The organism is Fervidicoccaceae archaeon, from assembly GCA_038878695.1.
GTDB lineage: Archaea > Thermoproteota > Thermoprotei_A > Sulfolobales > Fervidicoccaceae > JAVZVD01.
Map to the genome: position 1 here is coordinate 192,069 of JAVZVD010000003.1, position 25,831 is coordinate 217,899.

30 protein-coding genes and 1 tRNA gene are annotated in these 25,831 nt (G+C 60.4%); 16 read left to right on the forward strand and 15 right to left on the reverse strand.

Annotated features, from left to right (window positions below):
• Positions 1–50 precede the first annotated feature (50 nt).
• Positions 51–227, forward strand: a complete 177-nt coding sequence (locus QXU97_05790; protein MEM4036099.1) for a hypothetical protein — start codon at positions 51–53, stop codon at positions 225–227.
• Here QXU97_05790 and speB read toward each other — a convergent pair.
• Positions 220–1,131, reverse strand: a complete 912-nt coding sequence (gene speB / locus QXU97_05795) for an agmatinase (GenBank protein MEM4036100.1) — start codon at positions 1,129–1,131, stop codon at positions 220–222. The two genes, QXU97_05790 and speB, sit on opposite strands and share 8 nt — an antisense overlap.
• 74 nt (positions 1,132–1,205) lie before the next feature.
• On the opposite strand from speB, the gene QXU97_05800 reads away from it, so the two are divergent.
• The 3 genes from QXU97_05800 to QXU97_05810 all read left to right on the forward strand — a co-directional run bounded on the left by QXU97_05800 (position 1,206) and on the right by QXU97_05810 (position 2,425).
• A tRNA-Asp gene (locus QXU97_05800) sits at positions 1,206–1,283 on the forward strand.
• Positions 1,284–1,370: 87 nt separating this feature from the next.
• The gene (locus tag QXU97_05805; protein MEM4036101.1) at positions 1,371–2,102 is read left to right on the forward strand and encodes a flavodoxin family protein; all 732 of its coding nucleotides are present in this window, start codon (positions 1,371–1,373) and stop codon (positions 2,100–2,102) included.
• Entirely contained in the window at positions 2,099–2,425 is a 327-nt protein-coding gene (locus QXU97_05810) for a hypothetical protein (GenBank protein MEM4036102.1), read from the forward strand. Before QXU97_05805 ends, QXU97_05810 begins: the two co-directional genes overlap by 4 nt.
• A gap of 1 nt (position 2,426) precedes the next feature.
• Here the strand turns inward: QXU97_05810 and QXU97_05815 are convergent, their stop codons facing one another.
• Positions 2,427–3,317, reverse strand: coding sequence for a hypothetical protein (locus QXU97_05815; GenBank protein ID MEM4036103.1), 891 nt, complete (start codon positions 3,315–3,317; stop codon positions 2,427–2,429).
• Between the two features lie 227 nt (positions 3,318–3,544).
• Here QXU97_05815 and QXU97_05820 point away from each other — a divergent pair, with 227 nt between their 5' ends.
• Entirely contained in the window at positions 3,545–4,849 is a 1,305-nt protein-coding gene (locus tag QXU97_05820) for a hydroxymethylglutaryl-CoA reductase, degradative (protein ID MEM4036104.1), read from the forward strand.
• Positions 4,850–4,868: 19 nt separating this feature from the next.
• On the opposite strand, the gene gltA is transcribed toward QXU97_05820, so the two are convergent.
• The 3 genes from gltA to QXU97_05835 all read right to left on the reverse strand — a co-directional run bounded on the left by gltA (position 4,869) and on the right by QXU97_05835 (position 8,451).
• Complete coding sequence (gene gltA / locus QXU97_05825; GenBank protein ID MEM4036105.1) at positions 4,869–6,236, reverse strand: NADPH-dependent glutamate synthase; 1,368 nt, start codon at positions 6,234–6,236, stop codon at positions 4,869–4,871.
• A complete protein-coding gene (locus QXU97_05830; protein MEM4036106.1) occupies positions 6,233–7,078 on the reverse strand; it encodes a sulfide/dihydroorotate dehydrogenase-like FAD/NAD-binding protein in 846 nt (281 codons plus the stop codon). Before QXU97_05830 ends, gltA begins: the two co-directional genes overlap by 4 nt.
• 650 nt (positions 7,079–7,728) lie before the next feature.
• Positions 7,729–8,451 (reverse strand): DUF72 domain-containing protein, encoded by a 723-nt coding sequence (locus QXU97_05835; protein MEM4036107.1) that lies wholly within the window; start codon positions 8,449–8,451, stop codon positions 7,729–7,731.
• A gap of 66 nt (positions 8,452–8,517) precedes the next feature.
• Between QXU97_05835 and QXU97_05840 the strand changes: the two genes are divergently transcribed.
• Genes QXU97_05840 through QXU97_05855 form a run of 4 tightly spaced genes read left to right on the forward strand, consistent with a single transcriptional unit; the run spans position 8,518 to position 12,560 of the window.
• Positions 8,518–9,522 (forward strand): D-2-hydroxyacid dehydrogenase, encoded by a 1,005-nt coding sequence (locus QXU97_05840; GenBank protein MEM4036108.1) that lies wholly within the window; start codon positions 8,518–8,520, stop codon positions 9,520–9,522.
• Complete coding sequence (locus tag QXU97_05845; GenBank protein ID MEM4036109.1) at positions 9,506–10,600, forward strand: alanine--glyoxylate aminotransferase family protein; 1,095 nt, start codon at positions 9,506–9,508, stop codon at positions 10,598–10,600. The genes QXU97_05840 and QXU97_05845 overlap by 17 nt, the downstream gene beginning before the upstream one ends.
• Entirely contained in the window at positions 10,597–11,496 is a 900-nt protein-coding gene (locus tag QXU97_05850; protein MEM4036110.1) for an ARMT1-like domain-containing protein, read from the forward strand. The genes QXU97_05845 and QXU97_05850 overlap by 4 nt, the downstream gene beginning before the upstream one ends.
• A 56-nt stretch (positions 11,497–11,552) precedes the next feature.
• Complete coding sequence (locus QXU97_05855; GenBank protein MEM4036111.1) at positions 11,553–12,560, forward strand: membrane dipeptidase; 1,008 nt, start codon at positions 11,553–11,555, stop codon at positions 12,558–12,560.
• A 63-nt stretch (positions 12,561–12,623) separates the two neighbouring features.
• Here QXU97_05855 and QXU97_05860 read toward each other — a convergent pair whose 3' ends face one another.
• Positions 12,624–13,076 (reverse strand): hypothetical protein, encoded by a 453-nt coding sequence (locus QXU97_05860; protein MEM4036112.1) that lies wholly within the window; start codon positions 13,074–13,076, stop codon positions 12,624–12,626.
• 3 nt (positions 13,077–13,079) lie between these two features.
• Complete coding sequence (locus QXU97_05865; GenBank protein MEM4036113.1) at positions 13,080–13,517, reverse strand: hypothetical protein; 438 nt, start codon at positions 13,515–13,517, stop codon at positions 13,080–13,082.
• Between the two features lie 134 nt (positions 13,518–13,651).
• Between QXU97_05865 and QXU97_05870 the strand changes: the two genes are divergently transcribed.
• The 3 genes from QXU97_05870 to QXU97_05880 all read left to right on the forward strand — a co-directional run bounded on the left by QXU97_05870 (position 13,652) and on the right by QXU97_05880 (position 15,143).
• On the forward strand, positions 13,652–14,215 hold the full coding sequence (locus QXU97_05870) for an archaemetzincin family Zn-dependent metalloprotease (protein ID MEM4036114.1): 564 nt from the start codon (positions 13,652–13,654) through the stop codon (positions 14,213–14,215).
• A 56-nt stretch (positions 14,216–14,271) separates the two neighbouring features.
• A complete protein-coding gene (locus QXU97_05875) occupies positions 14,272–14,553 on the forward strand; it encodes an ATP cone domain-containing protein (protein MEM4036115.1) in 282 nt (93 codons plus the stop codon).
• Positions 14,554–14,720: 167 nt separating this feature from the next.
• Positions 14,721–15,143 carry a hypothetical protein gene (locus tag QXU97_05880; GenBank protein ID MEM4036116.1) on the forward strand — a complete coding sequence of 141 codons (423 nt, stop codon included), beginning with the start codon at positions 14,721–14,723 and terminating at the stop codon, positions 15,141–15,143.
• Here QXU97_05880 and QXU97_05885 read toward each other — a convergent pair.
• From QXU97_05885 to QXU97_05915, 7 genes are all read right to left on the reverse strand, one after another.
• Entirely contained in the window at positions 15,118–15,951 is an 834-nt protein-coding gene (locus QXU97_05885) for a radical SAM protein (protein MEM4036117.1), read from the reverse strand. The two genes, QXU97_05880 and QXU97_05885, sit on opposite strands and share 26 nt — an antisense overlap.
• A complete protein-coding gene (locus tag QXU97_05890) occupies positions 15,930–17,183 on the reverse strand; it encodes an Nre family DNA repair protein (GenBank protein MEM4036118.1) in 1,254 nt (417 codons plus the stop codon). The genes QXU97_05885 and QXU97_05890 overlap by 22 nt, the downstream gene beginning before the upstream one ends.
• Positions 17,184–17,210: 27 nt before the next feature.
• Complete coding sequence (locus QXU97_05895) at positions 17,211–17,912, reverse strand: energy-coupling factor transporter transmembrane component T (protein ID MEM4036119.1); 702 nt, start codon at positions 17,910–17,912, stop codon at positions 17,211–17,213.
• Positions 17,909–19,285 (reverse strand): ATP-binding cassette domain-containing protein, encoded by a 1,377-nt coding sequence (locus QXU97_05900; protein ID MEM4036120.1) that lies wholly within the window; start codon positions 19,283–19,285, stop codon positions 17,909–17,911. The genes QXU97_05895 and QXU97_05900 overlap by 4 nt, the downstream gene beginning before the upstream one ends.
• Positions 19,251–19,826 carry an ECF transporter S component gene (locus tag QXU97_05905; protein ID MEM4036121.1) on the reverse strand — a complete coding sequence of 192 codons (576 nt, stop codon included), beginning with the start codon at positions 19,824–19,826 and terminating at the stop codon, positions 19,251–19,253. The genes QXU97_05900 and QXU97_05905 overlap by 35 nt, the downstream gene beginning before the upstream one ends.
• 60 nt (positions 19,827–19,886) lie before the next feature.
• Complete coding sequence (gene pheA, locus QXU97_05910; GenBank protein MEM4036122.1) at positions 19,887–20,720, reverse strand: prephenate dehydratase; 834 nt, start codon at positions 20,718–20,720, stop codon at positions 19,887–19,889.
• Between the two features lie 232 nt (positions 20,721–20,952).
• A complete protein-coding gene (locus tag QXU97_05915) occupies positions 20,953–21,168 on the reverse strand; it encodes a tautomerase family protein (protein MEM4036123.1) in 216 nt (71 codons plus the stop codon).
• 112 nt (positions 21,169–21,280) lie between these two features.
• Here QXU97_05915 and QXU97_05920 point away from each other — a divergent pair, with 112 nt between their 5' ends.
• The 4 genes from QXU97_05920 to QXU97_05935 all read left to right on the forward strand — a co-directional run bounded on the left by QXU97_05920 (position 21,281) and on the right by QXU97_05935 (position 24,941).
• Complete coding sequence (locus QXU97_05920) at positions 21,281–21,820, forward strand: hypothetical protein (protein ID MEM4036124.1); 540 nt, start codon at positions 21,281–21,283, stop codon at positions 21,818–21,820.
• Between the two features lie 92 nt (positions 21,821–21,912).
• Entirely contained in the window at positions 21,913–23,007 is a 1,095-nt protein-coding gene (gene dctP, locus QXU97_05925) for a TRAP transporter substrate-binding protein DctP (protein ID MEM4036125.1), read from the forward strand.
• Positions 23,008–23,100: 93 nt separating this feature from the next.
• Positions 23,101–23,610, forward strand: a complete 510-nt coding sequence (locus QXU97_05930) for a TRAP transporter small permease (GenBank protein ID MEM4036126.1) — start codon at positions 23,101–23,103, stop codon at positions 23,608–23,610.
• Positions 23,607–24,941, forward strand: coding sequence for a TRAP transporter large permease subunit (locus tag QXU97_05935; protein MEM4036127.1), 1,335 nt, complete (start codon positions 23,607–23,609; stop codon positions 24,939–24,941). Before QXU97_05930 ends, QXU97_05935 begins: the two co-directional genes overlap by 4 nt.
• A gap of 13 nt (positions 24,942–24,954) precedes the next feature.
• Here the strand turns inward: QXU97_05935 and folP are convergent, their stop codons facing one another.
• Positions 24,955–25,830 (reverse strand): dihydropteroate synthase, encoded by an 876-nt coding sequence (gene folP / locus QXU97_05940; protein MEM4036128.1) that lies wholly within the window; start codon positions 25,828–25,830, stop codon positions 24,955–24,957.
• Between the last annotated feature and the right edge of the window lies 1 nt (position 25,831).

Below are 25,831 nucleotides of genomic sequence, written 5' to 3' on the forward strand. Positions count from 1 at the left end.
TCGATTTTTAGGCTTCGACCTCTATCCGCGGGAAGAGGTGTCCTCGAGCCTTGAGTCGCGATAAAGCGGAGCCTGGAGCAGAAATCGCGTACTACTGCGCGAGATGCGGCAAGGAGCTGAGGCCGGAGGACTTCGAGCTCCTCCACGGGATAAAGTGCGTGTACTGCGGCAGCAGAGTGATCTACAAGGCGCGCAAGCCCTCGGTCAAGCGCGTCGAGGCTATCTAGAGAGCTCCCGCCGGAGCTGAGCGGCAGCCGCCAGCTCTATGATAAGCTTCGCCGCCATGAAAGACGTCGCGCTCGAGCGGTCCAGCAGAGGATTGACCTCGACCACGTCGGCCCCAACGACGTTGGCGGAGGAGAGGAGGGGTCCCAGCAGTGCGAGGAGAGAGTGCGGATCCAAGCCCAGGGGCTCCGGGGTCCCCACGCCGGGCGCGTAGGCGGGATCGAGCACGTCTACGTCGATCGAGATGTATACTCTCTCCTTTCCTCTTACTGCCTCCCTAAGCGATAGAGCGGCTCTCCTAGGTCCATACGCCCACACGCGCCTCGACGATATGAACTTCAAGCCCGTGCTTCTCGCGAACTCCTCCTCCTCCTCGCTCAGCGCTCTGGTACCTACGAAGAGAATGCACTCGCTGGGGAGCTTGTCGAGGATCCTCCTCATCACGGTCGCGTGATTAAGTCGAGACCCGAGGTACTCGTCCCTCGCATCTAAGTGCGCGTCGAAGACCACCAGGAGGGAATCCCCATCGAGTATCTCCGTCGCGGCGTACGTCACGGTGTGTTCTCCTCCGAGGAGCACGGGGAACCTCCCTTCCTCTACGAGCTCTCTCAGAGCCTCGGAGGTCACGCGCAGCGAGAAGGAGACGTCGTCGGGCTTCACGAGCAAGTCTCCCTCGTCATATACCATGTTCTCGGGCAGAGCCCTCTCCATTACGTACGAGTACCACTCCAGGCTCTCAGAGACGGCCCTCACCGCGCTGGGCGCGAACCTCGAGCCCGGGTAGAAGCTTGACGTAGAGTCCAGGGGGACTCCTAGCAGGCTGGTCCTGACCGTGTCGCGCTTCGGATTCGGGGAGCCCCCGAAGGCTCTCCAGGCCGGGATCCTCCAGAGCTCCCAAGAGCTCATGCCTCGTCTCCTCGTCGCGCGCTAACGAGCTCGCCGAAAGCTTATAATAGCTCGCGCAGCGACGATGAGGCGGAGCCGCGGTAGTATAGCCCGGACGAGTATGCGGGCCTGTCGAGCCCGTGACCCGGGTTCAAATCCCGGCCGCGGCGCCAGAGGACTCGTTGAAGCGATTGGTGGAAAGCTCGAGGAGTGGAAGAGCTCGAAACAGTCAATGAAGAACTCCCGCGGGGAGGTTCAAGTTGCCTATCAGAGTACTCGGGATAAACAGCTCGCCGAGGAGGACGGGGGGCACCTCGGCTCTCCTCGCCGTGGCTCTGGAAGCGGCTCGCGCCGAGGGGGCGACCACGGAAGTTCTGCACCTGGCCGACCTTAACCTGAGGCCCTGCGAGGGGTGCGTCAGTGAGGACGAGCTCAAGTGCAGATATCCCTGCCCCATCGAGGATGACGGGAGGAAACTCTACGAGGCTCTGCTGAGGAGTCACGGGATCGTCGTCGCCACCCCCATTTATTGGTTCAACGTGAGCGGTTTGCTCAAGAACGCCATAGATAGGATGACGGTCCTCGAGAACATGCTGCACTTCGACGGGAGGAGCTGGCTTGAGGGCAAGGTCTGCGGCTTCATAGCCATTGGCAGCGACGCGGGGGCCATAGCCGTGATACAAAACCTCATGGCGGTATTCAATAGCTTCGGAGCTCTGATACCGCCTTGGGCCCTAGCCTACCACGAATCCCCGAGCTCCCCGCTCGCCAATCGCAAAGCCCTCTTGGATGCGGCGAACGTGGGGAGGGTCGTGGTCTTGGCGGCGAGGATGCTTAACGAGGGGGAGAGAGCTCCGAGGACCTGGTATAGGGCCGACCCCGAGTACCTCCGTTTGCTCGACGAGATCGTCGCTAAGGTCGGCGCAGAGCACAAAGTATTAAAAATGTCGGAGACTAGCTGCTATCCAGCACTCTCCGAGGTCAGAACTTGATGCGAAAAAGGATCGAAAGGGAGAACCTAGAAATCCTCCAGGACTTCTGCGGGGACCTCCTCGAGCTGATAATCGTGGAACAGGGCTATCCCATCGACGTAGAGGAGGAGTTCGACTTCTTGCTCAGATACATATACAAGAACATCGTGGAGCTTTGGTTCGGCGGGGCCGACCCCTCGCCGGCCGAGCTGGAGCGCAAGCTTCGATCCATCAGGAGCAGACACGAGGAGAGGCTTCAGGTTCTCCTAAGCTATCTCGTGTCGAGATTCGCCAGAGCGAGATCCGAGGAGATAGCCAGGAGAATCAAGTGGGACGAGAGCTGATCTACTGAGAGCAGAAGAGACAAGGGTCGCTGCTCGCCGGCCCCCCGCAGAGAGAGCAGGCGCCGCCGATTAGCTCCCGTATCTTCTCGGCCGTTCTCCTCGGCGAGAACAAGAATTCTAGGCTTCTCCCTGCCGTAACCTCTTCCACCAGCCGAGCCAGCTGGGAGTCAAGGCCGTCGAGCGCTTGGAGCTTCAGCTCAGCGGCCTCGAGCCCGTACTTCATGGAGGCGAGGGCCGCGGCCTCGTAGCACGGGATCCCATACAGGCCATTGACGATGAGCACGTCGAGCTTCGGGTGCACGAAGGATCTGGTGAATTCGGCCAGCCCGGCCCACTCGCCACGCATGAAAGAGGAGAGCGAGAGGACCAACAGCATCTCGGGGCACGCGGGCAGGAGCAGGACGCCTATCGCTCTCTTTTCTCCCGCGAGCTCGTTAGCGACCGAGGCGTAGAGGGCTCTAAGCCTTCTCCAAGCCCCGGGCAGCCCCAGCTGCTCCAGGCTCTTCGGAGAGCTCCCCAGCGCCCCGCTGCGCCGAGTCGCATTGCGCCAGCTCAGCACCAAGAAGTCCGGCCTAGAGGTGGGAGGGAGCGCTTCGAGCGCGCGCTCGTAGCCCTCGAGCGCGACGGCGGCAACGGAACCCCCCATTGCCCTCTCCACCTCTACGGCGGCCTCGAGCACGAGGAGACTCTCGAGAGGGGCGAGAGGGTGGATGGGCACGGTGACGAGCACGCCGCGTCCTCGAAGCAGAGGAGAGGACATGTTCTCTTTGACTGTCGAGACGACGAGCCTCCAGTGGCATTCTGTACAGAGCCTCTGCTTAGTGAGGGGCCTGTAGATCACCGCTCCTCTCCTACCACAGCGCGAGCATAGAATAGACCTGCTCGTGGTCAAGCGGCGGAGGCCTCTCGCTCGATGCGAAGAGCTCGGACAGGCCGGGTAATAGCCTCGCGCGGCCCGTAGACCCGCATCATTTATGAGGTCCGAGCATCGACTGTTTGCTCGCGCTCGCGCGACTCGGGTGAGGGGGGATGAACCTCGCCTCATCACGGGGAGACTCAGCGAGCTCACCGAGAGGACCTCGCGTCGAGCGCGCGGATCGTAGCTAGAGGCTCTGAGCCTTGAGGGAGAAGAGCTCGAGGCTGCCCCGCTTTTACGAGATCCCGCTCGAGAAGAGGCTAGAGCTGATAGCCGAGATCGCGGAGCTGAGCAACGAGGAGAGAGCTCTGCTGTCCAGCTGGGGCAACTTAGATCCCAAGCTCGCCGACGTAATGATCGAGAACGTAATTGGAGCAATGAGCCTCCCTCTCGCGATAGCGACGAATTTCAGAGTCAACGATAGAGACTACTTAGTGCCCATGGTGATAGAGGAGCCCAGCGTCGTAGCGGCCGCGAGCCACGCGGCCAAGCTGATGAGAGAGGGCAGAGGGATCATAAGCGTCGCATCGGACCCGATAATGATAGGGCAAGTCATGTTGATCGACGTCGACGCTCCCACTTTGGCGTGCGCCGCGGTTCTCGAGAGGAGGGGCGAGATACTCTCGCTCGCCAACTCGACTAACGAGACCCTCCTCAAGCTAGGAGGAGGAGCTAAAGATCTAGAGTGCAGGTCCCTCGAGACGAGGCGCGGCCCGGCGGTGGCGGTCCACCTCCTCGTCGACGTCAGAGACGCTATGGGAGCTAACACGGTGAACGCCATGGCGGAGACCGTGGCGCCTCTTCTCGAGGAGATAACCGGCGGCAAAGCCAGGCTCAAGATCGTGAGCAATCTAGCCGATAGGAGGATTGTCAGGAGCAGAGCCGTCGTCAAGAAGGAGGCGCTCGGGGGAGAGGAGGTGGTCGACGCAATAGTCGACGCGTGGGCTCTAGCCGACGCCGACCCCTACAGAGCAGCGACTCACAATAAAGGCATAATGAACGGGGTAATCGCCGTCGCTCTGGCCACGTGTCAGGACCACAGAGCCATAGAGGCGGGAGCTCACGCGTATGCCGCGAGGACCGGGAGATACAGGCCTCTATCCACATGGTGGAAGACCAGGGCGGGCGACCTGGCGGGGGTCCTGGAGATGCCCGTTCAGGTGGGCACGGTGGGGGGAGCCGTGAGGAGTCATCCCGTGGCCAGGATAGCGCTCAAGATCTTGGGCGTGAGCGGAGCCAGAGAGCTGGCGGAGGTAATGGGGGCCGTCGGATTGGCTCAGAACCTGGCCGCTCTGAGGGCTCTCGTGACCGAGGGAATTCAGAGAGGTCACATGAGGCTTCACGCGAGGAACCTCGCCATAATGGCTGGAGCTACGCCGGAGGAAGCCGAGGAGGTGGCTAGATCTCTCGAGGGCGGAGGGCCCGTGACGCTCGAGCGCGTCACGAGAGCTCTAGAGGACCTCAGGAGGAGACGCTCCGAGGGTCACTCGCCTAAGCAAAAGGACTAGATGAGGGCGGCTCCGGCCCTTAAGATCTCGCGAGATCCTCGTGAATAGATTTGGCCGCTCTCCTGCCCCAGCCCATAGCCTCTATCACGGTGCCCTCGCCCACTACCACGTCGCCCCCAGCGTACACGCGGGGCAGCGACGTCCTGCAGGAGCTGTCGACGTATATTCTGCCGTCGGGAAGCGTCTTGAGGCCGGGCGTCACCGAAGGCACGAGAGGATTCGGGTGGAAGCCTATCGCGTTTATCACAGTATCGACCTCGAACTCGATGAGCTCGCCGGTTGGAAGGGGCCTGGGCCTTCCACTCTCATCGGGCTCTCCCAGCTTCATTTTCTCGAGCACAACCGACTCGACGGAGAACGAGCCGCGGAACGCGACCGGTCTCACCAGGAACACGAACTTGACCCCCTCCTCTTCGGCGTTGCGCACCTCTTCGAGCCTCGCGGGCATCTCGGCGCGCGTCCTCCTATAGAGGACCCAGACCTCTCTCGCCCCCATCCTCACCGCGGTTCTGGCCGCGTCCATGGCCGTGTTGCCGGCTCCGATTACGGCGACTCTGCTTCCTACTTTTAACGGCGTGTCGTATTCGGGGAAAAGGTAAGACCTCATCAGATTCACGCGAACGAGGAACTCGTTTGCCGTGTAGATGCCGTTGAGCTCCTCGCCCGGCACTCCTAAGAGCCTAGGCCTCCCCGCGCCCGTTCCGAGGAACACCGCGTCGTGTTGGTCCAGCAGCTCATCCACCGTAAAGGTCTTGCCCACGACCGCTCCGAGTAAGACCTCCGCTCCAAGCTCGTCGAGATATCTCAGCTCGGCTTCGACTACGCGCTTCGGCAGCCTGAACTCGGGTATTCCGTACACCATGACGCCCCCCGGGGCGTGGAGGGCCTCGTAGAGCACTATCTCGTACCCTAGCCTCGCGAGGTCAGATGCCACGATTATACCCGCCGCTCCTGAGCCCACTACGGCTACGCTCTTCCCTCTCACCGCGTCGACGCGCTTAGGCCTCTCGAGCCCGTTCTCGTAGGCCCAGTCGCCGAGAAATCTCTCGAGCGCTCCTATGGCGATGGGCTGGTCAAGCTTTGCGAGCGTGCACAGGGCCTCGCACTGCCTCTCTTGGGGGCACACGCGCCCAGTTATCGCGGGCACTGGGCACCTATCGGTCAGAACTCTGTAGGCCTCGGAGAATTTCCTCTCGGCCAGGAGCTTCACGAATCTCGGTACGTCGACCCCTATTGGGCACCCCGAGACGCAGGGCCTCGAGGGGCACTGTATGCACCTCGAGGCCTCGGCCACGGCCTCTCTCTCGTCATAGCCTAGAGAGACCTCGGCGAAGTCTCTCGACCTCTCGAGGGGATCTCTCTTTGGGACGGGTACTCTGAGCCTCAAGCTCTCTTCGCCTCCGAGTAGAGCCTTAGAGAAAGGCCCTCCTGGTCCCTGAAGGCCCCCAGCCTCCTGATCAAGTCCTCCCAGTCGACGGCATACGCATCGAACTCAGGCCCCTCGACGCACGTGAAACGAACTCTGCCCCCCACCTTTACTCTGCAGGCCCCGCACATCCCCATGCCGCATACCATGATCGGGTTGAGGCTCGCGTATGCTACGGGCACGCCGCGCTTCGCGGCGACCTGAGCGCACGCCCTCATCATAAGGGCGGGGCCCACGATCCAGACTGCGTCGAGCTCGAGCCCCTCTCCCATGAGCTCATCGAGGAGTTGAGAGACGAAACCCTTGAATCCTCTGCTCCCGTCGTCGGTTGCTACGTGGACCTCGTCGCAGAACTCGGAGAGCTTTTCCTCGAAGACCAAGAGAGACGAGGACCTGGCCCCGACAACCGCGATAACCTCGTTACCGAGGCCTCTCAGCGCTCTCGCGATCGGGTAAAGAGCAGCATTGGCGACTCCTCCCCCCACAACGGCCACTCTGCCGTACCGCTCTATCTTGCTGGGATTGCCGAGTGGCCCAGCCACGTGGTAGACCTCTTGACCTTCTCTCAGAGCGGAGAGTTTCTTCGTGCTGACTCCCACCTCGAGGAAAACCATCTCTATCCAGCCTTCTTCGCGGCTCCAGTCCACGAGAGTGAGAGGGATCCTCTCCCCCCTCTCATCGGCCATGACCATGACGAACTGGCCGGGCTCGGCCTTTCTAGCGACGAGCGGAGCCCTGACCACTATGTCAACTATGCCGGGGGCTAGGGCCCTCCTCCTCAGCACCTCGTGCTTCGTCTTCACGGCGCAACGCCCCTCTCTCGCGCCCGACACCGGGGAGCCCTCGAGAGAGCCGTTATTATTTTGGTGCGCGGCCTTACCTCTTGACCCATTGTGAGCGTCCTCGATAGCGCCAGAGCATGGTGTAAGAGTAGAGCTCGTAGACCCGAGAAACACGTCCAGAAGATGCCCTGTCTGTGGCTCCAGCTTATCTCTAATGACGGGCAATGCCCAGAGGAGAGGCTGGAGCTTCAGACCCGTAAAATGTGGTAAATGCGGGTTCACTCACGACAGAGACGTAATAGGAGCGTGGAACACAGCTCTAAAACTAAATGCGAGCCCCGTGCCGTTGGGCTCGAACGGTGCCCATGACCCCTGCGCGGAGCGGTCGGTGACCACGGTGAACCGCGGGGCTGAGGCGCAACCCGCCCTAGGAAAACCCGCAAAAACCTAGAGCGGGAAACGGCATCGGTTACGTCGCTGCTGTGGAGAGCGCGAGGAAGATCGGGGGAGGAGAGGCCTACGCTTTTCTCGTGGTCGTTTGAGCATTAAATGGAGGTCGGCTGGGCGTAGACTGGAATCCGCGCGAAGACCGAGGCCACGACGTTAAGCGCCGCTAGAGCGGCGAGCGAGCCGATCAGGAGAGCTCCGAGGACGAGCTCGGCTCTGCCATTTTAGGGTCGCTCCGAGCTAAGGAGCATAGCCAGCCTCAGGGCCTCTCTCGCGTTCTTGAGCATCCAGTGATTATTGTTGAAGAAGATGTATAGCTTCGCCGGACCAATAGACAAAGCCGACCTCAGGAGCTCCTCGATCTCGCGAAGCTCGTAGTCGTGGGCGTACCAGGTCGCTCGGCCGTGCATCCTCAAGTAGACAGCGTCCCCTGTCATCTCGATCCACGTGATATCGGGAGAGTCGACGGAAACTACCGTCGCGTTAGCTCTCTCGACCACGGCGAGCCCCTCCTCGGAGAACCACGACGCATGCCTGAACTCTATGGCTAGCCTCCGACCCAATCCCAGCCTCGAGGAGATCTTCTCGACCCTCTCCTCATTAGCGCGTGTCCTAGCGAAGGTCGGCGGCATTTGTAGTAGGTAGAAATCGACGAGTCGGTCCAACGGCTCGAACCTCTCCAAGAACCTTGATGCGATCTCGGCGGCTTTCTCGTTCAACCTGTAGATGTGCGAGATCGACTTGTGGAACTTCACGCTCCACCTGAGCGCGGATCCTCTCCTCGCCCACGAAGATACGTGACGCACCGAGGGGAACCTGTAGAACGACGCGTTGAGCTCGACGGCGTTGAGGCCGCTGTGGGAGACGTACCAGTCCAGGGTGCCTTCGGGGTTCCAATCGTAAAGCCAGCCGCTCGTGCCTACGTAGATTTCCGGCTTCGTCGCCATCCCGAGAGCCTCTGGGCGTTTAGTTTTTAAATCCTCGAGGAAAGCTCTTTGTGCGAGCGCTCTAGGTTGAGGTGGAGAGTTTTTGTCGGACTCGGACTCGCGCAGCCGCGGAGGGCCCTCGAGCTGGGCTCTCGGGCCCTCGTAGCCGATCCGGTAGACGAAGATCTAATCAATGGCCTCGAGAGCCTGGGCTTCAGCGTGACTTATTCGCCGAATATAACGCGTGACGAGCTCCTCCGCGCCATAGAACATTACGATTTGCTAATCGTCAGGAGCAGGACCAAGGTAGACGCCGAGGTCCTGAAGCGGGGAGCGAGGCTCAAGGTCGTAGCGAGAGCGGGCGTAGGCCTCGATAACGTTGACGTGGAAACTGCCACGAGGCTCGGGATAACCGTCCTCTGCGCTCCCGAGGCCCCCGCGCAATCTGTCGCGGAGCTCACTATAGGGCTCATGATAGCTGCCGCTCGCAGACTGACCGAGGCCATAGAACTCGCTAGGTCCGGCTCTTGGAAGAAGGTGCAGGGCTTCGAGCTCCAAGGCAAGCTCGTTGGAATAATCGGATTCGGCCGGATAGGCTCAAAGGTCGCCCGCATCCTGAGGGCGTTCGAAGCCCGCGTCCTCGTCTACGACGTCGCGGACGTCAGCCAGAAGGCCCTAGCGCTCGGCGCCGAAGTGGCGAGGAGCTTACACGATCTGCTGAGGCGCTCCGATATAGTGTCCCTCCATGTCCCCCTAACGCCGGAGACCTATCACATGATAGGTCCGAGGGAGTTCGAGCTCTTCAAAGACGGAGCGATATTAGTGAACACTTCGAGAGGCGCGGTAATCGATACAAGAGCTCTGCTCGACGCTCTCAACTCGGGCAAGATCGGGGCGGCGGCGCTGGACGTCCTTGAGAACGAGCCGCCGAGAGAGCCCCACGAGCTCGAGCTGCTGAGGCACCCGAGGGTCTTGGTCACGCCGCACATAGGCTCCCAGACCGTAGAGGCTCAGAAGAGGATAGCAGCAGAGATCCTTAGCAGGTTGAGAGCGCTGATGAGCGAGGAGAGGAGAGATGGAGACGCGCGCTAGAATCTTCACGCCGGGGCCCGTTGAGCTGCACGAGAGAGTGCTGACCGCTCTCTCGAAGCAGGTGCTCTCCCACAGAAGTGCCGAGTTCAGGAAAGTGCTCGCGGAGATCCTCGAGGGAGTGAGGAGAGCCGCCTTATCCGAGCACGCGGTCCCCCTTCTGCTCACGGGCTCGGGCACCCTGGCCGTAGACTCTATGGTTTACAGCATAGTAGACCCAGGGGACGAAGTAATCCTCCTCGAATTCGGCGAGTTCGGCTCCAGGCTCAGGAAAACTCTCGAGACCAGGGGCTGTCATGTGACGGTCCTGAGAGCTCGGCCCGGGAGAGCCGTCGAGGTCGAAGAGGTTGAAGAGGTCCTAGACACGCGCTCGAACTACAGAGCCCTCTTCACGGTTCACAACGAGACAAGCACGGGCGCGAAGCTTTCCGACCTCCGCGAGATAGCGGAGGAGGCTAAGAAGAGAGGGCTCCTCGTATGCATAGACGCCGTCTCCTCGTTGGGGGGAGAGCCTCTCTACATGGACGCGTGGGGAATCGACGCGGTGGCCACCTGCAGCCAGAAGTGCCTTGGCGGCCCGCCCGGTCTATCCTTCGTTCTCTTAAGCCGAGAGGCCGTTCGGAGAGCGCGCGAGACCAAGGCCAAGCCCCCCTACTTGGACTTGAGTAAGTACATAGAATTCGCCGAGAAATTCGAAACGCCCTTTACTCCAGCGGTGAATCTGCTCTTCGCCATGAGAGAGGCCCTGACTCTATTGGCCGAGGAGGGGCTCCAGCGCAGGTGGGCTAGATACGCCAATCTCGCGTCCAGACTCTACACCGAGCTGGGCGAGCTGGGCCTCGAGGCTTTCCCCGAGCGGGATTTCCGCGCCAACACGATCGTCGCTCTGAGGCCTCCCCCGGGCCTCTCCGCCTCCATCGTTGTCGACAAACTCGAAGAAGAAGGCGTGATCATCGCGCGGGGCATGGGCGAGCTCAGAGACTCTATGCTCAGAATCGGAGTGATGGGCTACATGACTGATGAGGATGTCGACACGATAGTCTCCGCGTTTGGGAGAGTCATGGAGGGGCTCTCGAAGTGAACAGGCCTCCTCAGTGTTTCGTCTGTCTCGTTGAGAACAGGCTGAAGGATCTTCTGAAGCTAGGCTCCTCTAGCGACTCTCTCTTGCTCATGCTCGATGCTCTCAGCAGGCTCTCCGCGCTCGAGAGGACTGAGGCTTTCGTCGAGAGCTTCGAGGAGGTCAAGAAGCTAACCGGGGTCTCGGACCCCTACGGGCCCACGAAGACGAGGCTCATGCGCGCGGTAGCGGAGGTAGCGCCTCTGCTCCTCGAGGCGGCTAAAGGAGACGGTATCAGGGGGCTCCTAGGGCTCGCGGCCTCGGCTAACGCTCTAGACACGAGGGTCCTAGGCTACGAGTTCAACGAGGGCTCTAACTTAAGCGATCTGCTGGCGACTCCTCCGCTCATAAACGACGCAGACGAGGCCTTGCTGCGCAGAGCGAGGACCTTAGCCTACGTCCTCGACAATCATGGAGAGGCGGTAGTCGACGCTCTGGTTGCGGCGGAGCTCTCCCGCCTCGGTCTCGAAGTAAAAGTCGTGGCCAGAGGGTCGCCCTACGAGATCGATGTGACTTACGCCGAGGCTCTCGAGCTGCTGGGAGAGAACATCGAAGTACTCTCAACGGGGACGCCGTACCCGGCGCTCTACAGAAGGAGAGCGCCGAGACAGGTCGTCGAGGTCCTCGAGGGGGTCGACCTCGTCATCGCTAAAGGCATAGCCAACCTCGAAGCCTACATGGACGAGCCCGGCTGGCTTCGCGGCAAAGCCCTCTTCGCGCTCAGAGCGAAATGCCCTCCCATCGCTAAGATGTTCGGAGTGCCTCGGGGCTCTCCGCTGGTCGCTTCGGAGCACCGCGTGATGGAGTTGCTCGAGAGAGGGCCGTTGAGCTTAGTCGCGATCTCTCCTGGAGAGACGTAGCAATAAACGATAGAGCGCGCTCGAGGCGGTCGGCGCTCGTTGGGGCGGATGAGTATTTGAGAAGGCCTCCGATAATCGATCTCCACGAGGACCTGTGCCTGTATTACTCGTCGCCTCAAGCCGAGGGGGCCGAGCTCGATCTCTCCGTGGACTCGTCGGGCCGAGAAGCTGACCTCCCCAAGTACGCTAGAGCCAACGTTAGATTGGTGTTCGCATCAGTGACTACACTCTTCAGGACCCTCTCGACGAAGTACAACGAGAAGCGGCAAGTCCTCGTGCCTAGAGCATCGAAGGAGTTGCTGTTCGAGCACCTCTCGATCTACTACAGACTTTCGAGGCTATATGGCATGGAGATCGTGAAGACCTCGAGGGACGCCGAGCGGCTCCTCCACTTTCCCGAGGCTAGACCTCCCGGCCTGCTCCTGCATCTCGAGGGAGCCGACGCGCTCGACAGCCCTTACGACCTCGAGATATTGCATGGAGCGGGCGTCAGGAGCCTCGGTCTGCAGTGGAACCACGACAATAAATACGGGTCCGGGTGCTTCTCGAGGCGAGACAGAGGATTGACCGGCGAGGGCGAGGAGCTCGTAGCGGAAGCGAATAGACTCGGCGTGATAATAGACGTCGCTCACTCCAGCAAGAAGACTGCTCTCGAGGTGCTCGAGGTCTCGAGGAGGCCCGTCATAATTAGTCACGCTAATGTCAGAGCCATCGTGGACAGCCCGAGGAACGTTGACGATGAGGTGCTAGAGGCGCTCAGCTCGCGCGGAGGGGTGATCGGGGTCTCTCTCATTGATTCAATGGTGAAGCCAGGAGGACGCTCCACCGTGGACGACGTGATCAAACACTTCGTTTACATTTACGAGAGGTTTGGACCCGACGTCCTCGCTATCGGCACGGACTACTTCGGACTTCGGCGAGCGGAGATACCGAGAGGGCTAGAGACCGTAGACTCTCTTCCTCTCCTCTTCGAGAGGCTGGCCGAGGCCGGGCTCAAGGATTCGGACCTAGAGAAGGTAGCCTACGGCAATGCCCTAAGAGTGATCCGGGAGAACCTCGGGTGAGGCCCACGGAAGGGACTGAGGAAAAGCGCGGGCTATCCCATTACTAAGCTTCACCATTTCCTCTCATTTCAGCGGCTTCCCAAACGCGATGACCGCAGCGTAACCGAGCTCGTCTACGGGCTCGCTCGACTGTGTGGACGTGCTCACCGCGAAGGCGGCAATCTCGCCCGTCGTGTAATTGAGCTTCTTGACGAATAGCATCTCATACCGAACACCCTCTACTACGGGTATGACCAGACCCCTCGTCGGGGAGCCTCTCAGCCAGTCCAGGCCGCCGGCGGTCTCATTCCACCACGTGAGCCTCAACTGCTTGGACTCAACGATGGTCTTGACGACGCTCGTCCCATGGCACTCGGCGCACCGCCTCCTTTCCTCGACTACGATGTGCGAGAAGAAGGGAGCCCATACGGCGAACGTCGCGTTCTTACCCTCGTAGGTTATACTCATCAGGTTAGCCGGGTACGCTTTGCCGTCGTACTTCACCAAGAAGACCCATCCGACGAGCGGCCCCGTCAAGAGCTAGGCGTGGGGGATCCCCCTCAGGGACCCATCGAGGTGACAGCTGTAGCACGTCTGCACCGTAGCCGTGTGACGAGCCTCGCACGCTACGTTCCTGAGCGCGTACACGTGGACCTGGTGCTCTGCTACGTTCTGCGGGGGCCTAGGGGCCGTCCCCTCGACGTGACACTTCTCGCAGCTCGCGTCAAAGAAGCCAGGTTCCCAGAAGCTGATGTAGGGCGAGCCGTCGAGCTTGAACTTCACTCCGTGGACCTCGCTCGCGCTGTGGCAGTCTAGGCACGTCATGTTCCTCGAGAAGTGCGGGTCGACTATGTTGGAGCGCGTCATGAGGGCTAAGGCCATGCGCTCCCTCCGTGGCCGGATCCCGGCGATCGCCGCCAGGAGAGCTGCACACGATAACACGATGAAGGCTAGCCTGCGCCTCCGTCCTCTTTCCATTGCGTCCTCCCCTTTATTAGTGACGAAAAACACTTAAGCTTCATAACATATTTATAACACGTTGATAACATGTTGTGAAAAGCGTGGAAGTAGCGTTTTTATGGAGCACGCGAGGTGTAGATCGCGATGAGGCGTTGCGAGCGCCGAGCATCGAGGTCGTCGGGACTATCGAGGTCCCACTCTCTATCATTGAACGAGCGGCCTTAGTCCTTTCCGACGCGCTGGGCCTAAGGGCAACGACCGTGAATCGGATCCCAGCTCCTCCGAGCTCAACCTTCGATGAGAGGAGACGACAATATAAGGCCGAGGCGGTCTTAGCGTGGGCCTCTTCTCATAGGCGCGAGGAGCGCGCGCTCTTCCTGCTCCTGGCCGACGTCGACGCATACGTCGAGGGTCTGAACTTCGTCTTCGGCCTCGCTCTCCCGCGTCTCGGGGCAGCCGCGGTATTTCTGAGCAGGCTCAAGCTCCCCCTCGAAAGAGAGGGAGGTCTCGAGCTTCTCATCGAGCGCGTCGAGAAGGAGTCCCTACACGAGGTGGGACACCTTCTCGGCTTAGGCCACTGCTCTCGCAGGCTCTGCGTAATGAGCTTCAGCAACAGCCTGGCCGAGGTAGACGCCAAGACCTCAAGATTCTGCTCTTCGTGCTCGGCGCTGCTCGCGAGCAGAGGTATAATCGTTCGCACCTCTCGCGCCCTCTGAGCTCCCGGAGAGAATTTATCTAAGAAAGATAGTTGAATCTCTCGTGGCGAGCCGACTTGGAGATAACCGTGGTCAAAAGAGATGGGGGGAGAGAGCCCTTCATCTTTGAGAAGATAGTCGTTAGCTGTCTCAAGGCCGGGGCCACGCTCGAGGCCGCCAGGAAGATCGCCAAGATAGTTGAGGCTAGGATCCTCGAGAGTGGGAAGAGCGAAGTGACGGCCAAGGAGCTGACGAAGCACGTGCTCGAGCTATTGAAGAAAGAGAACGAGGAGTGGTACAGGAACTGGATAGTATTCGATCGGGCGATTAAGCGCAGGAGAACTGAGGAGGAGCTCTAAAAGTCACCCGAGGCTTCGCTTTTTCCTCTCTTCTCCAGACCGGCTCGCGAGGCCTCCCACGTCAGCTGTCCCGGGAGAGCTCGGTTCGTCCCCGCAGGTGGCAGGTGAAGAGCTTTTTTATTCGTCGCCCTCGAAGAGCGAGGGTAGAGCGCAGAGGTCAAGTAGCGATGCGCGAGGGAAGCTCGAGAGAGCTCATCTTGATCCTCTTCGTCCTCCCTCTGCTGGCGGTGCTGGCGCGAGCCGAGGAACCTGGAGCCCTCGAGGCGCTCAGAGTCGCGCTGCGCGATCCTTGGGCTCTCGCGAACTTGCTCTTACAGTTTGGCCTCGGGTTCGGGCTGGGCTACATTTCAGCCAGGATACTCAAGTACGTCGTAGCGCTAGCCGCACTCCTCGTGCTGGGCGCGGCCCTGAACGTGTGGAGCCTCGGGAGGGTTTCCAACGCGAGCGAGGCCATCAGCTACGCGGTGCAGAGGCTGAGAGAGCTCCTGCCCGAGCTCAAGGCTCTGGCGGGGACGCTCGGCGTGCTGGCGCTCGGCCCCGTCTCGCTCGGCTTCATAGTGGGACTCATCGTGGCCTTCGCGAGGAGGTAGCGCTCTCCGGCTCAATCTCGAAGGCCCCGCGGCACTCGGCTCCCCGTTTTTCGCAGAGCTCCTCGATCGACGCGAGGAGCCTCCCCCAATCGTAGGATCGGGCCTTGGCCACGTAGTCGCGGATTGGCCCTTCCGCTCTCATCATGAATGGCTTTACTCTGAGCTTGTCGACGTATAGCACGCTCTCAGTCGACGAGGCCAGCTCGATTATCTCCTCGATCGACTCGAACTCGTCGTTCACGCCGGGTATTATGGGCCCGAGGAAGATCCAGGTCTCGATTCCCCTCGACGACAGCTCCTCTAGAGCTCTGGCCCGCTCGCTCGGCGGGGGGGCGCAGGGCTCGATGAGCTCGGCGAGCGACTCATCGAGGGTCGTTATGGTGAAGCCAACGTCGACTCTACTTGAATAGGCCTCCAGCAGATCGACGTCTCTCAGGACTAGGCTTGACTTGGTCTGAATGCTCACTCCGAAGCCGCGGGAGAGCAGGACCTCCAGCGACCTCCTGGAGACGGCTTCAGATCGCTCCACGGGTTGATAGGCGTCGGTGATTGTGCCGAGCCCCACGGTCCCGAGGGCGACGCTCGACGTCTCTTTCCTCAGGACTTCCACTAGATTCTCCTTAACGACTACCACGGAGCCCCAGCTCCTCGCGACCTCCTCATTGCGCACGTACTCCCTCCCGTAGCAGTAGATGCACGCGTGAGAGCACCCAACGTAGGGGTTGAGCGCGTAGTCAAGGCCGGGGAGGCCGCTGCGGGAGAGCGCCCCTCTTACCCTGGCCCTCTTCACCGTGTAGGAGCAGTCCACGCGTCCAGCCTCCTCTGCGCTCTCAGGGCTTCGAGGAGCCTCGAGCGAGCGAGCCACCTGTTCAGGCCCAGCCTCGAGAGCTCGGCCACGCGAGCCAGAGCCTCATCGAGTGAGGAGAATCTCTCCGGGGCGCTCGAGGAGAACATCTTTCTCAGGCTCTCTCTGACGAACCAGACACCAATCGGGACATCGAAGCCGGGGTAGATTTCTCGTAACAGCACCACCGTGGCTCGCCTACCGCGCCTGGCCAGGTGCTCCGCTGCGGCTAGCCTGGCAGCGTAGTAACAGCCCCCTATGCTCGCGTAAGTCCTCCTACCCCAGTGAAACTCGTGATCCCCTTCAATGGCCGGCTCGCCCGAGCTCGCCGGGTTCCACGTCGAGCCCGGATACCAGGCCTCCATCCACTCGAATGCCCAGGCTCCTGGGGCCAGGAGCGCCACGAAGAGATTCTTCGAGTGCTCTAAGTGAAATACCTCGTACTCGTCTATGGAGGGCGAGGAGGAGATTTCTCTGAGGAGCGCCCTCGAGATCACGTCGTCGACCGCCGTGATCGACCACCTCGTGGGCACGAGCCTGCGAGAGCGCCCTCCGAGGCAGCCCGCGCTCAGAAGCCTCTGGATATAGCTCACGTGTACGCCGTTCTCGTAGAGTTCCACCAAGGCCTCCTCCGCGTCGAGATCCACATCTGAGGACACTCTCTCGACCACTCGCGGGACGGAGGGGTTGCTCGCTAGCCTGAGGCGCCTCAGCGGGGAGCCCGGACCCATGGGTGGGACGTGCTCGTCCAATAGGACCCGCGGTCTCAACGGTCTGGCGAACTCCATCTCTACGTCCACAGGCCTGGAGGATAGAGCCAGCTCTCGCAGCTCATCGAGGATCCTCGAAGAACCGCCGTGTACGTCGACGAGCTCGTAGCCCAATACGAGGCCCACTCTGAACTCGAGGACCCTCTCGAGCGGCAGCGCGGTCCACGCCTCGGGGCTCTCGTAGACGCTCGTGTCGCCCTCGACAGGCGGAGCCCCGAGCCCCGCTCTCACCCTCGGGTAACCCGCTCTCCCGACGAAGATTGTCGGCGGGCTGGAACCCCAAAGCTCACGCGCCCCCTCCACTCGAGAGAGACCCCGATAGATGGAGCTCCTCGCGAGTACGGGACAATAGACGAGTCCACAGAGGTACCTACCGCCTCTGCAGAGCAGGCAGAGCCTCGCGTCGAGCTCCACTTCTTTGACCAAAAGCTCTTCGGAGCGACGGGAAATAAATTATCGGGAGCCGAGCGCGACGAGCGCCGCCCCAACGTAGACTGCGGCCGGGATTACGAGCATCAGATCGAGGAGCCCGAGCCTCGGCGCGTAGGCGTAAGTCCTCCTCGGATTGCCGTACCCCTTGATCTCGAGGGCGACCGACAGCTCCTCGCTCCTCCTCGTCACGTAATATATCAAGTTCGCTACGATGGGCACGAAGTTCCTTAAGACGTCTGCTCTGCTCTTCACGATTCTCCTCGCTCTCAACGCTTCGAGAACTCTATGGTATCTCGCGAGAGAATCGACGAGGAGCCCGTAGACCATCGCCACTCCTAACGCGAAGGCGGGTGGCAGCCTCAAGTGCTTGGCGAGCATGTAAGCGAAGTCGTCGGGCGTGGTTGTGTACGCGAAGATCGTGGCGCTCATCACGAGGACCCCGAGCATCGCGGCAGCCCTCGCTCCGGCCTCGAGAGGCTCGGCCCCTCGCGTCCAGGCTATCACGGCGTTGCCCAACGGCACGCCCAGGAGAAGGGGGGAGAACGGCGCGACGTCTCTCGTCAGCTTCGAGAAATCGATTCCGCCGAGAGAGCTCAGGACCGCGGCGTAGAGGAGAGACGCTAGGGCGAGCTCTACGGAGCCTGACATCATCGGGGGAACTATTATGATGATAGCCAGAATAGTCTTGGAGAGGGGGGTCGCGCGTTCTAAGAAGGAGCTCACAGCGCGGAGACCACCTCGACAGCTTCGTTGGCCGCCCCCTCGAAGAGCACGGCCCCCTCTTTAAGAACCACGGCCGAGCCCCCGAGGGCCTCGGCGAGCTCCAAGTCGTGCGTCGCGACGACGAGAAGCCGCGTCTTTTTTAGCTCTAAGGCGGCGCGCAGCACAAGCTCCGCCAGCGCGTCATCTAGATAATTCGTCGGCTCGTCCAAGACGAAGACTCTCGGTTCGAGCAGCAGGGCCGATACCAAGCTGAGGAGCTTCAGCGCCCCTCTGTCGAGAGAATATATGGGGTCATCGGAGCGCTCCTCGAGTCCTATCTCGCGGAGCGCCCTCCTGGCGATCTCGGCGGCTTCGGGCCCCGCTGCTCCTCGCGCCACTCTAATAGTCGTCGCCAGGTCTTCAATGGGGGTTCTGCCGACTATTCCGTCGTCCGGTGACTGATAGACGTAGACGACGTCACTCGCGCCTCCCCCATCGATCCTAACGAGCCCCCTCCAGGGCTTGAGCAGACCGGCAATGATCTTTGCGAGAGTGGTCTTGCCGGCCCCATTAGGCCCCAATAGCAGGAGCGAACCAGGCCCCTCGGATCTCAACGATATCCCCTTAATGATGGGCTCGCGCCTAGAGTAGCCGAACCACACATCGTTCACGAAGAGAGAAAAGCCGCGCTCGGGCGAGATCAAGCGAACGCCGAGCGGCTCCGGCTCGAGCCTCAGCCTCCTCGGAGGGGCCCTCAGCTCCACCACTTTGTCGGCGTATCTAGCGTCTCTCGTGAGGCAGGCCGTGTAAATCACGGCTTTATCTGAAGACCTCAAGATCTCGAAGAGGTCCTCGAGCTCTCTCCTCATGGACACGTCCAAATCGCACGTAGGCGAGTCCATCAAGATGAGCTTCGCGCGAGAGAGCAGGCCCTCGGCTATGGCCAATCTCCTCTTCTCTCCTCCGCTTAGCTCGCGCACGTTCTTGCTCCTCTTTCTCTCAAGGCCGACGAGCTCGAGGGCTCTGTCGATCTCCCTCCTAATCACGGAGGGCTCCACCCCCCTCTCCTCGAGCAAGAACGCTAGCTCATTCTCGACTCTACTCATCACGAATATCTCCTCGGGGTTCTCGGGCACGTAGAAGACTCTCGAGAGGAGGACATCGCGAGGGGTCTCTCTGACTTCTCTCCCCTCGATCTTGAGGCTCCCGGAGTACTCGACGAGGCCCAATATAGCCCTCAAGAGCGCGCTCTTGCCGCTACCGCTCCTCCCGAGTATCGCGCAGACCTCGCCCTCGTATACGTCGAAGCTCACGCCTTCGGAGAGAGGGCTAGATGAGCCCTCCCTAGGCGACGCGTCTCTAGCGCTCAGCAGAGGGTCTCCTAGCGAAGGCACCCATCTTCACCGCGGAGTCGACGAGGAATTTAACGAGAACGCCAGCGAGCAGAGCCCCGCTCACCAAGTAGAGTGCTATCAACGCTACGTGGAGCTCCGGCGGGTAGCCGGGCTCTCTGCAAGCCGGGTAGAAGGGCGATACGAAACAGTCGAAGGGATAGGCGGCGATCGTGGGCATAGCGCCCGCCAGAGCCATGGTCTTATAGTCAAAATTCTTGTAGCCTCTGAGCCTGAAGACTATCTCGGTCATTATGCCCTGAGCCGGCCCGTAGTAATACAGCATGATCGAGTAAGGGCTCAACATGAGAAGCTCCACTATAGCTCCTAAGGTCTCCCCCAAGAAGGCTGACCAGGGCTTCCTAACCACGTATCCCACCAGCGTGCCTCCGACGAACCACAGCCCGTAGATGACAGCTATGCCAACGTGGCCGAACACGTAGAGAGGCGGAGCTATGACGAGCGATGTTATAGCGAAGATCACGCCGGAGAGCACGGAGAACCCGGCGATCAACGCCCAGTCTCTCGGGGCTAGCTTCGTCAACTCAACATGACCCGCGCATGTTGAGTGTTTTCCTCGGTTAATATTTTTCTCTTAATCCGGTTATCGCTTGTCAGAGCCTCGGCTCGGTAGGATGACCCCATACGAGCCCAGGAGCTTAACTCGAGCAATGCTCGCGAGCTCCTCGAGAGCCGCCGCTATCTCCTCATCCGCCTCGGCGTCCCCTTCGAAGTCTACGTGGAAGAAGTACTCCCATGGCCTCCCTCGCACGGGCCTGGACTCTATTCTCGTCAGATTGATCCTCCTCCTGGCGAGGGGCTCCAGGGCCCGATAAAGCGAGCCGGGCACGTGGGGCAGCCACATGACCAGCGAGGTCTTATAGGGAGGCCCCACTGGGAGCCTTCGATGACCCACGACAAAGAACCTAGTGTAGTCTTCGGGCTCGTCTTGAACCCTCTCGAGTATCACGTCGGCTCCGAGGAGTTCGGCCGCTCTGCGTGAAGCGAGAGCGGCGGACCCCTCTATTTCGAGAGCTCTCCTCAAGGCCTCGGCGGTGCTTGCGCAGGCCTCGCAGCGCAGCCCGAGCCTCGAGAGGAGCCCCTTGCACTGCGCCAGCGCCTTGGGGTGACTGAGCACCAAGTTAACGTCCTCGAGCCTGGTCCCGGGCCTCGCCGCGAGGACGAGCTCTATCTTGAGCTGCACCTCGCAACACACTCTCAGCTCCGTGCGGGCCAGCTCGTCGAGGGTCTCCCCGACTCCCCCCTCCAGCGAGTTCTCGACGGGGACGACGCCGTACTCGCAGAAGCCTCTCGAGACCTCCTCGAATACTTCGCTCACCCTCGAGAGGGGGATCAACTCCTCGCTCGAGCCGAATACCTCGAGAGCGGCCTCCTCGCTGAATGTCCCGGGAGGTCCTAGGTAGCAGATCCTACGCAAAGCTCAGGACCTCACGAGTGCTTGGACTCGCACTCGAGCACGCAGTCGTAGAAGCATTCAGAATATCCGAGGCAGAGCTCCGCGCAGAGCTCTCGGCAGCGCTTCTTCCCTTCTCGGATCTCTCGAGTACTCTCGAAGACCAACGCCCCTTCGCTCGTATATATCGAGGAGAGCTCGCGGGATAAAAATGCACCTCGTCGACTGCTGAGCGCGAGCTCGAGACTCGCCGAGTCTACGGTGGTCTAGCGTCTCTCAGCCTCGGGTGCTCGCTCGCCGGCTGGCCGGCGACCCCCCAGTTCTCCTTGGGCAGCTCGTGCACCAGGACCTCGACAGCCTCGGGCGGTATGCCGAGCTCAGCGAAGACCTTGGTGATCCCAGCTATGATTCTCCTCTTGGCTTCAGTCGACGCGCCGGTCCAGAGATAGACGTGAACCAGGGGCAACCCCATCGCCCGAGTCACCGGCTCGCGATCGCTTGGCGAAAAATCTTCCGTGTCACGAGCGCAATCGATTTTTCCGGCGCGCGCGGGATCCCGTAAAGGAAGCCTCCGGGGGAAGCGCTTGTTCGGCTTGGGCCAGATCGACGAGTTCGTAAGGAAGACAAACAGAACGGAGTTCAGTCTGCGTGAGTTCGCCGAGACCGTGGGGGTGAAGCTCGAGAGCGCTAGAAGGTACGTCTTGGAGGCTCAGAGGCTCGGCGTAGTAAGACTCGAGGGCGACAGAGTCGTCGTGGACCGATCAGCGCTCGTGGTGCTTAAGGAGACCCTCGGCGGCCTGAAGGATTGGGAGTCCCTGCTCAGATTACTCAACGCGCTTAAGGAGAGAGGGCTCGTGAAGGATGTGAGAGCGAAGAGATCAGAGTCTCCTGGTGGCTGCGCCGAACACCTCGAGATACTGCTGGGAGCGAACAGCGACGCGAAGGAGCAGCTCCAGCTTATTTTGAGCCGCATCAAGAGCGGGTCGAGCGTTCTACTCGTGGTGGCTCCGTCTTACCTGATCCCGGAGATCTACGCATCGCTCAGGAGCGCCCACAACCTCCCGCCCGATAGCATGGTCGAACTATCTTGCGGAGTCAAGGTAATAACGATCGAGAAGGCCTAGAGCGCGGATGGTGAAATCTTTTCAATAATTATTAATAATTTTATTCAAATTTTTAAAGTCTCCGCAATATTCTCTCACCGGTTGACCTTTAAATGGGTAGCGGAGTATCTAGGAGAGGATTTCTCAAGTGGGCGGTAGCGGTCGCAGCGATAGCGGGCGTAGCAGCTGGAGCGGGCCTCGCCATCTCCACGAAGCGGACTCCCACCCCTACTCCGACCAAGACCGCTCCTACGCCATCTCCAGCTAAGACCATCACGCCGAGGACCATGAAGATATCGCATCAGTGGTCCACGACCGACGTCAGGCACATCTGGGCCGTCAAATTCGCTCAGATGGTCGAGGAGAGGACCGGGGGAGAGCTCAAGTTCACGATCTACCCGGCTCAGTCCCTCTACAAGGCGGCGGAGCAGTGGGATTACATAGTCTCGGGAGACCTCGAGTTCACGATCATTCCGCTCGACTACGCGTCGGGGAAGGTCCCCCAAATTTCGGTAACCCTAATGCCCGCCACGATAACGAGCCTCGAGCAGGCGTTCAAGTGGAGAGGTGCCGAGATAGGCTCGAAGTTCGAGGAAATATTGGAAAAGAACGGGGCCAAGATAATCTCATGGGGTTGGTTCGTTGGTGGGATAGGCTCCAGGACCAGGCTAATTAGGCTCCCCGAAGACGTGAAGGGCCTCAAGATGAGAGCGGCCGGCAAGATGTTCGAATACATGCTCGCTCAGGCCGGGGCCATTATAGTGTCAATGCCCTCCTCCGAGATCTACACGGCTCTCCAGACAGGTGTACTGGATTCGGCCTTCACCTCGGTGGACTCCTTCTATTCCTATAGACTGTACGAGGTCATCAGGTATTACACGGGGCACAGAAAGGGTTACATGATATGGTATATGCTGGAACCTCTAATAATCAGCATGAAGACCTGGAACTCGCTGACTCCCGAGCAGCAGAAGATCGTACTCGAAGTCGGCAGAGAGCTCGAGAGCTGGGTCTATCAACAGCTCAAGGACAACAACGCCGCCATGGTAACGGAGTTCGAGCAGAAGGGCGTCGAAGTACACGACATGACCTACGACGAGTGGAAGGCCTGGAGGGACTTCGCCGAGAAAACTGCGTGGAAGTACTTCGCCGAGACCGTGCCTGGAGGCAAGGAACTGCTCGATCTGGCCCTCAAGGTCCCTGCTTAGCGATGGAGGCTTCTGGAACTTTTGGATAACGATCTAAGGTTTTTTAGCTCGCTCTCCTCGACGTGGACACGCTCGGAGAGCAGGTGCAGCCGAGTGCCCGCGAGTAAGCCGAGAGGGCGCGCTTTAATCTACGCGCTGAGCGCCATTAACGAGGTCCTCGGGAAGCTCTCGACCGTGGCCGTGGTCATAGCGCTCGTCGCCATAGTCTGGGGCATAGTGGCGAGGACTCTACTGGGCATGTCGGCCTATTGGCAGATACCCCTGGCGATCTACGTCTCTCTCTGCATGGCTTATCTAGCGGCTGGCTACGGTCACAAGCACGGAGTGCACGTCGCTGTTGAGGTCTTAGCGGTTCGATTCAACGACAGGACTAAGAAGTTCCTCAGGATCCTCTTCGACGCGATCGCGTCTCTTGTGTTCGCGGTCATGGCTTGGAGGAGCATAGATTACTCGGCGAGGACCTACGTGTTAGGCTGGAAGACCTACGGCCTATTCGAGATGAAGCTCTGGCCGATATACGCGCTGATAGGCGTCGGCATGCTCCTCCTATCGATGCAGATTGTCATAAACCTAATCATCGATCTAGGAGGAGGCAAGCGATGAGCCCCCTCTTAGCGGGGTTCTTGGCCTACGCCGTTCTCACGATACTCTTATTGCTCGGCATGCCCGTGGCCTTCGCTCTGGGAGTCACGTCTCTGCTCTTTGCGTTGGTATTCGTGGGATATGCGGAGTTGAACATGCTCGCTGTCAGGCTCTTCGAGGCCCTCAACGACTTCTCATATCTGGCTATACCTATGTTCGTCCTATTGGGTGCGGTGGTCGCCAGGACTAGAGCTGGCGAAGACTTCTACGAAGCCACCAAGAGGCTCCTTAAGAGGTTGCCCGGCTCTCTGGGCCTCTCCACCATAGCGACTTCGACGGCTTTCGCCGCTCTCACGGGCGTGAGCGCAGCCGCCACGGCGGCCGTGGGCAAGATCGCAATCCCGCAGATGCTCAAGAGAGGATACCATCCGCGGATAGCCGCGGGCTCCGTGGTGGCCGGAGGAACGCTCGGCATATTGATACCGCCGAGCATAACCATGATAGTTTACGGCATAGCCACGGACACCTCCATAGGCAAGCTATTCCTGGGCGGAGTGATACCCGGCCTCGCGTTGGCAGGCCTCTACGCCGCGACGACCTGCCTCTACCACGTCTACCTCGATAGGAGAGCTCGAGGGGCCGACTCTTCTTCTGTGGGAAGAGAGTCCCTCGATGAGAGAGGGGATCCTCAATCGACCACTAAACTACTGCTCAGGACCGTCCCGTTCATCGCGATAATAGTCTTCATCTTAGGCTCCATCTACGCCGGTGTTGCCTCGCCCAATGAAGCCGGAGCGCTGGGCGCCCTCTTCGCCCTTCTCATCGCGACGGCGCTCTACAGGCCTAGGCTCAGCGACTACTTCAAGATGCTCGACGACACCGTGAAGGAGTCGGTATTCCTGCTGTTCCTCATAGCCATGTCCTTCCTCTACGGAATAGTCCTCACGAGGCTCCACTTCTCGCAGGAGTTCGCCGAGCTCATAGCTCGAGCGGGCCTCGCTAAGTGGCAGCTCGTCCTCGTCGTCAACCTCTTCCTGTTCCTATTGGGCATGTTCCTACCTCCCGTTTCGATAATAGTGATAACCACGCCCATACTTCAGCCGGTCGTGACGGCTGCGGGCATAGACCCAATATGGTATGGCGTGATGCTCACCATAAACTTGGAGGCCGGCCTCATCACCCCTCCAGTCGGCCTCAATCTCTTTGTCGTGAAGGGCATAGCGCCTGATATATCATTTAGCGATATACTCAAGGGAGGCCTGGTTTATCTATTGTGCATAGCCATAATGCTGATCTTGATATACTTCTTCCCGGGTCTCGTCCTCTGGTTGCCAAGTCGCATGATGAGATGAGAGCTCTCCCAAGCTACCTCGGGTATTTTATCTCGAGAGGAACACCGTATCTCGCGAAGGCCTCGATCGCTCTCGCAACGTCTCTAGTCGCCTCGACGTCGTGCGTCCTCACGGCGTGAGCTCCGCCGAGCAGCGCCACGGCGGTCATGGCTAAGCTGCCCGGCAGCCTCTCTTCGGGTCTCTCGCGCCCGGTCGCTACTCCAATGAACGATTTCCGCGACACGCCAACGACGATGGGCCTCCCGAGCTCTCGCAGCCTCCGCAGACCGGCCAGCACCTTCAGGTCCCAGAGATACCACGGAATCGACTCTCTCCTGAAGAATCCGATGCAGGGGTCGACGACCACTCTCGACACGTCATAGTCTATTTGCTCGAGCCTCTCGAGAGACCATCTGAGGGTCCTCAGGATCTTCTCGAGAGGGTCGGGTCCCGCTCGCACGCCGTCGTCGCTTGCGCACACTATGAGGGAGGGCTCGTATTCGCGCAGAACATACAACATTCGCTGGTCTCCTCTGAGACCCGTGACGTCGTTGACGATCTCAGCGCCGCGCTTCAGGGCCTCCTCGGCCACTCTCGCTCGGAATGTGTCCACGGATATCGGGACATCGACCGCTGATTTCACCGCTTCCACCGCCTCGGCCACTCTCTCGATCTCCACCTCGAGAGGGACCTCAGTCTCGAGGTACGGCGCGGTCGACCTGCCCCCAACGTCTATGATGTCGGCGCCCTCTTCGGCGAGTCTCGCCGCTCTCCTCGCGATCTCCTCTCTGCCTCGCGCGACGCTCCCGGCGTAGAAGGACTCAGGAGAAACGTTGATGACGCCTATCACTCTGACGGGGTGGCGATCCCCGACCGGGACTCTGCCCAGATGCGCCTCCGACTCTGTCAAG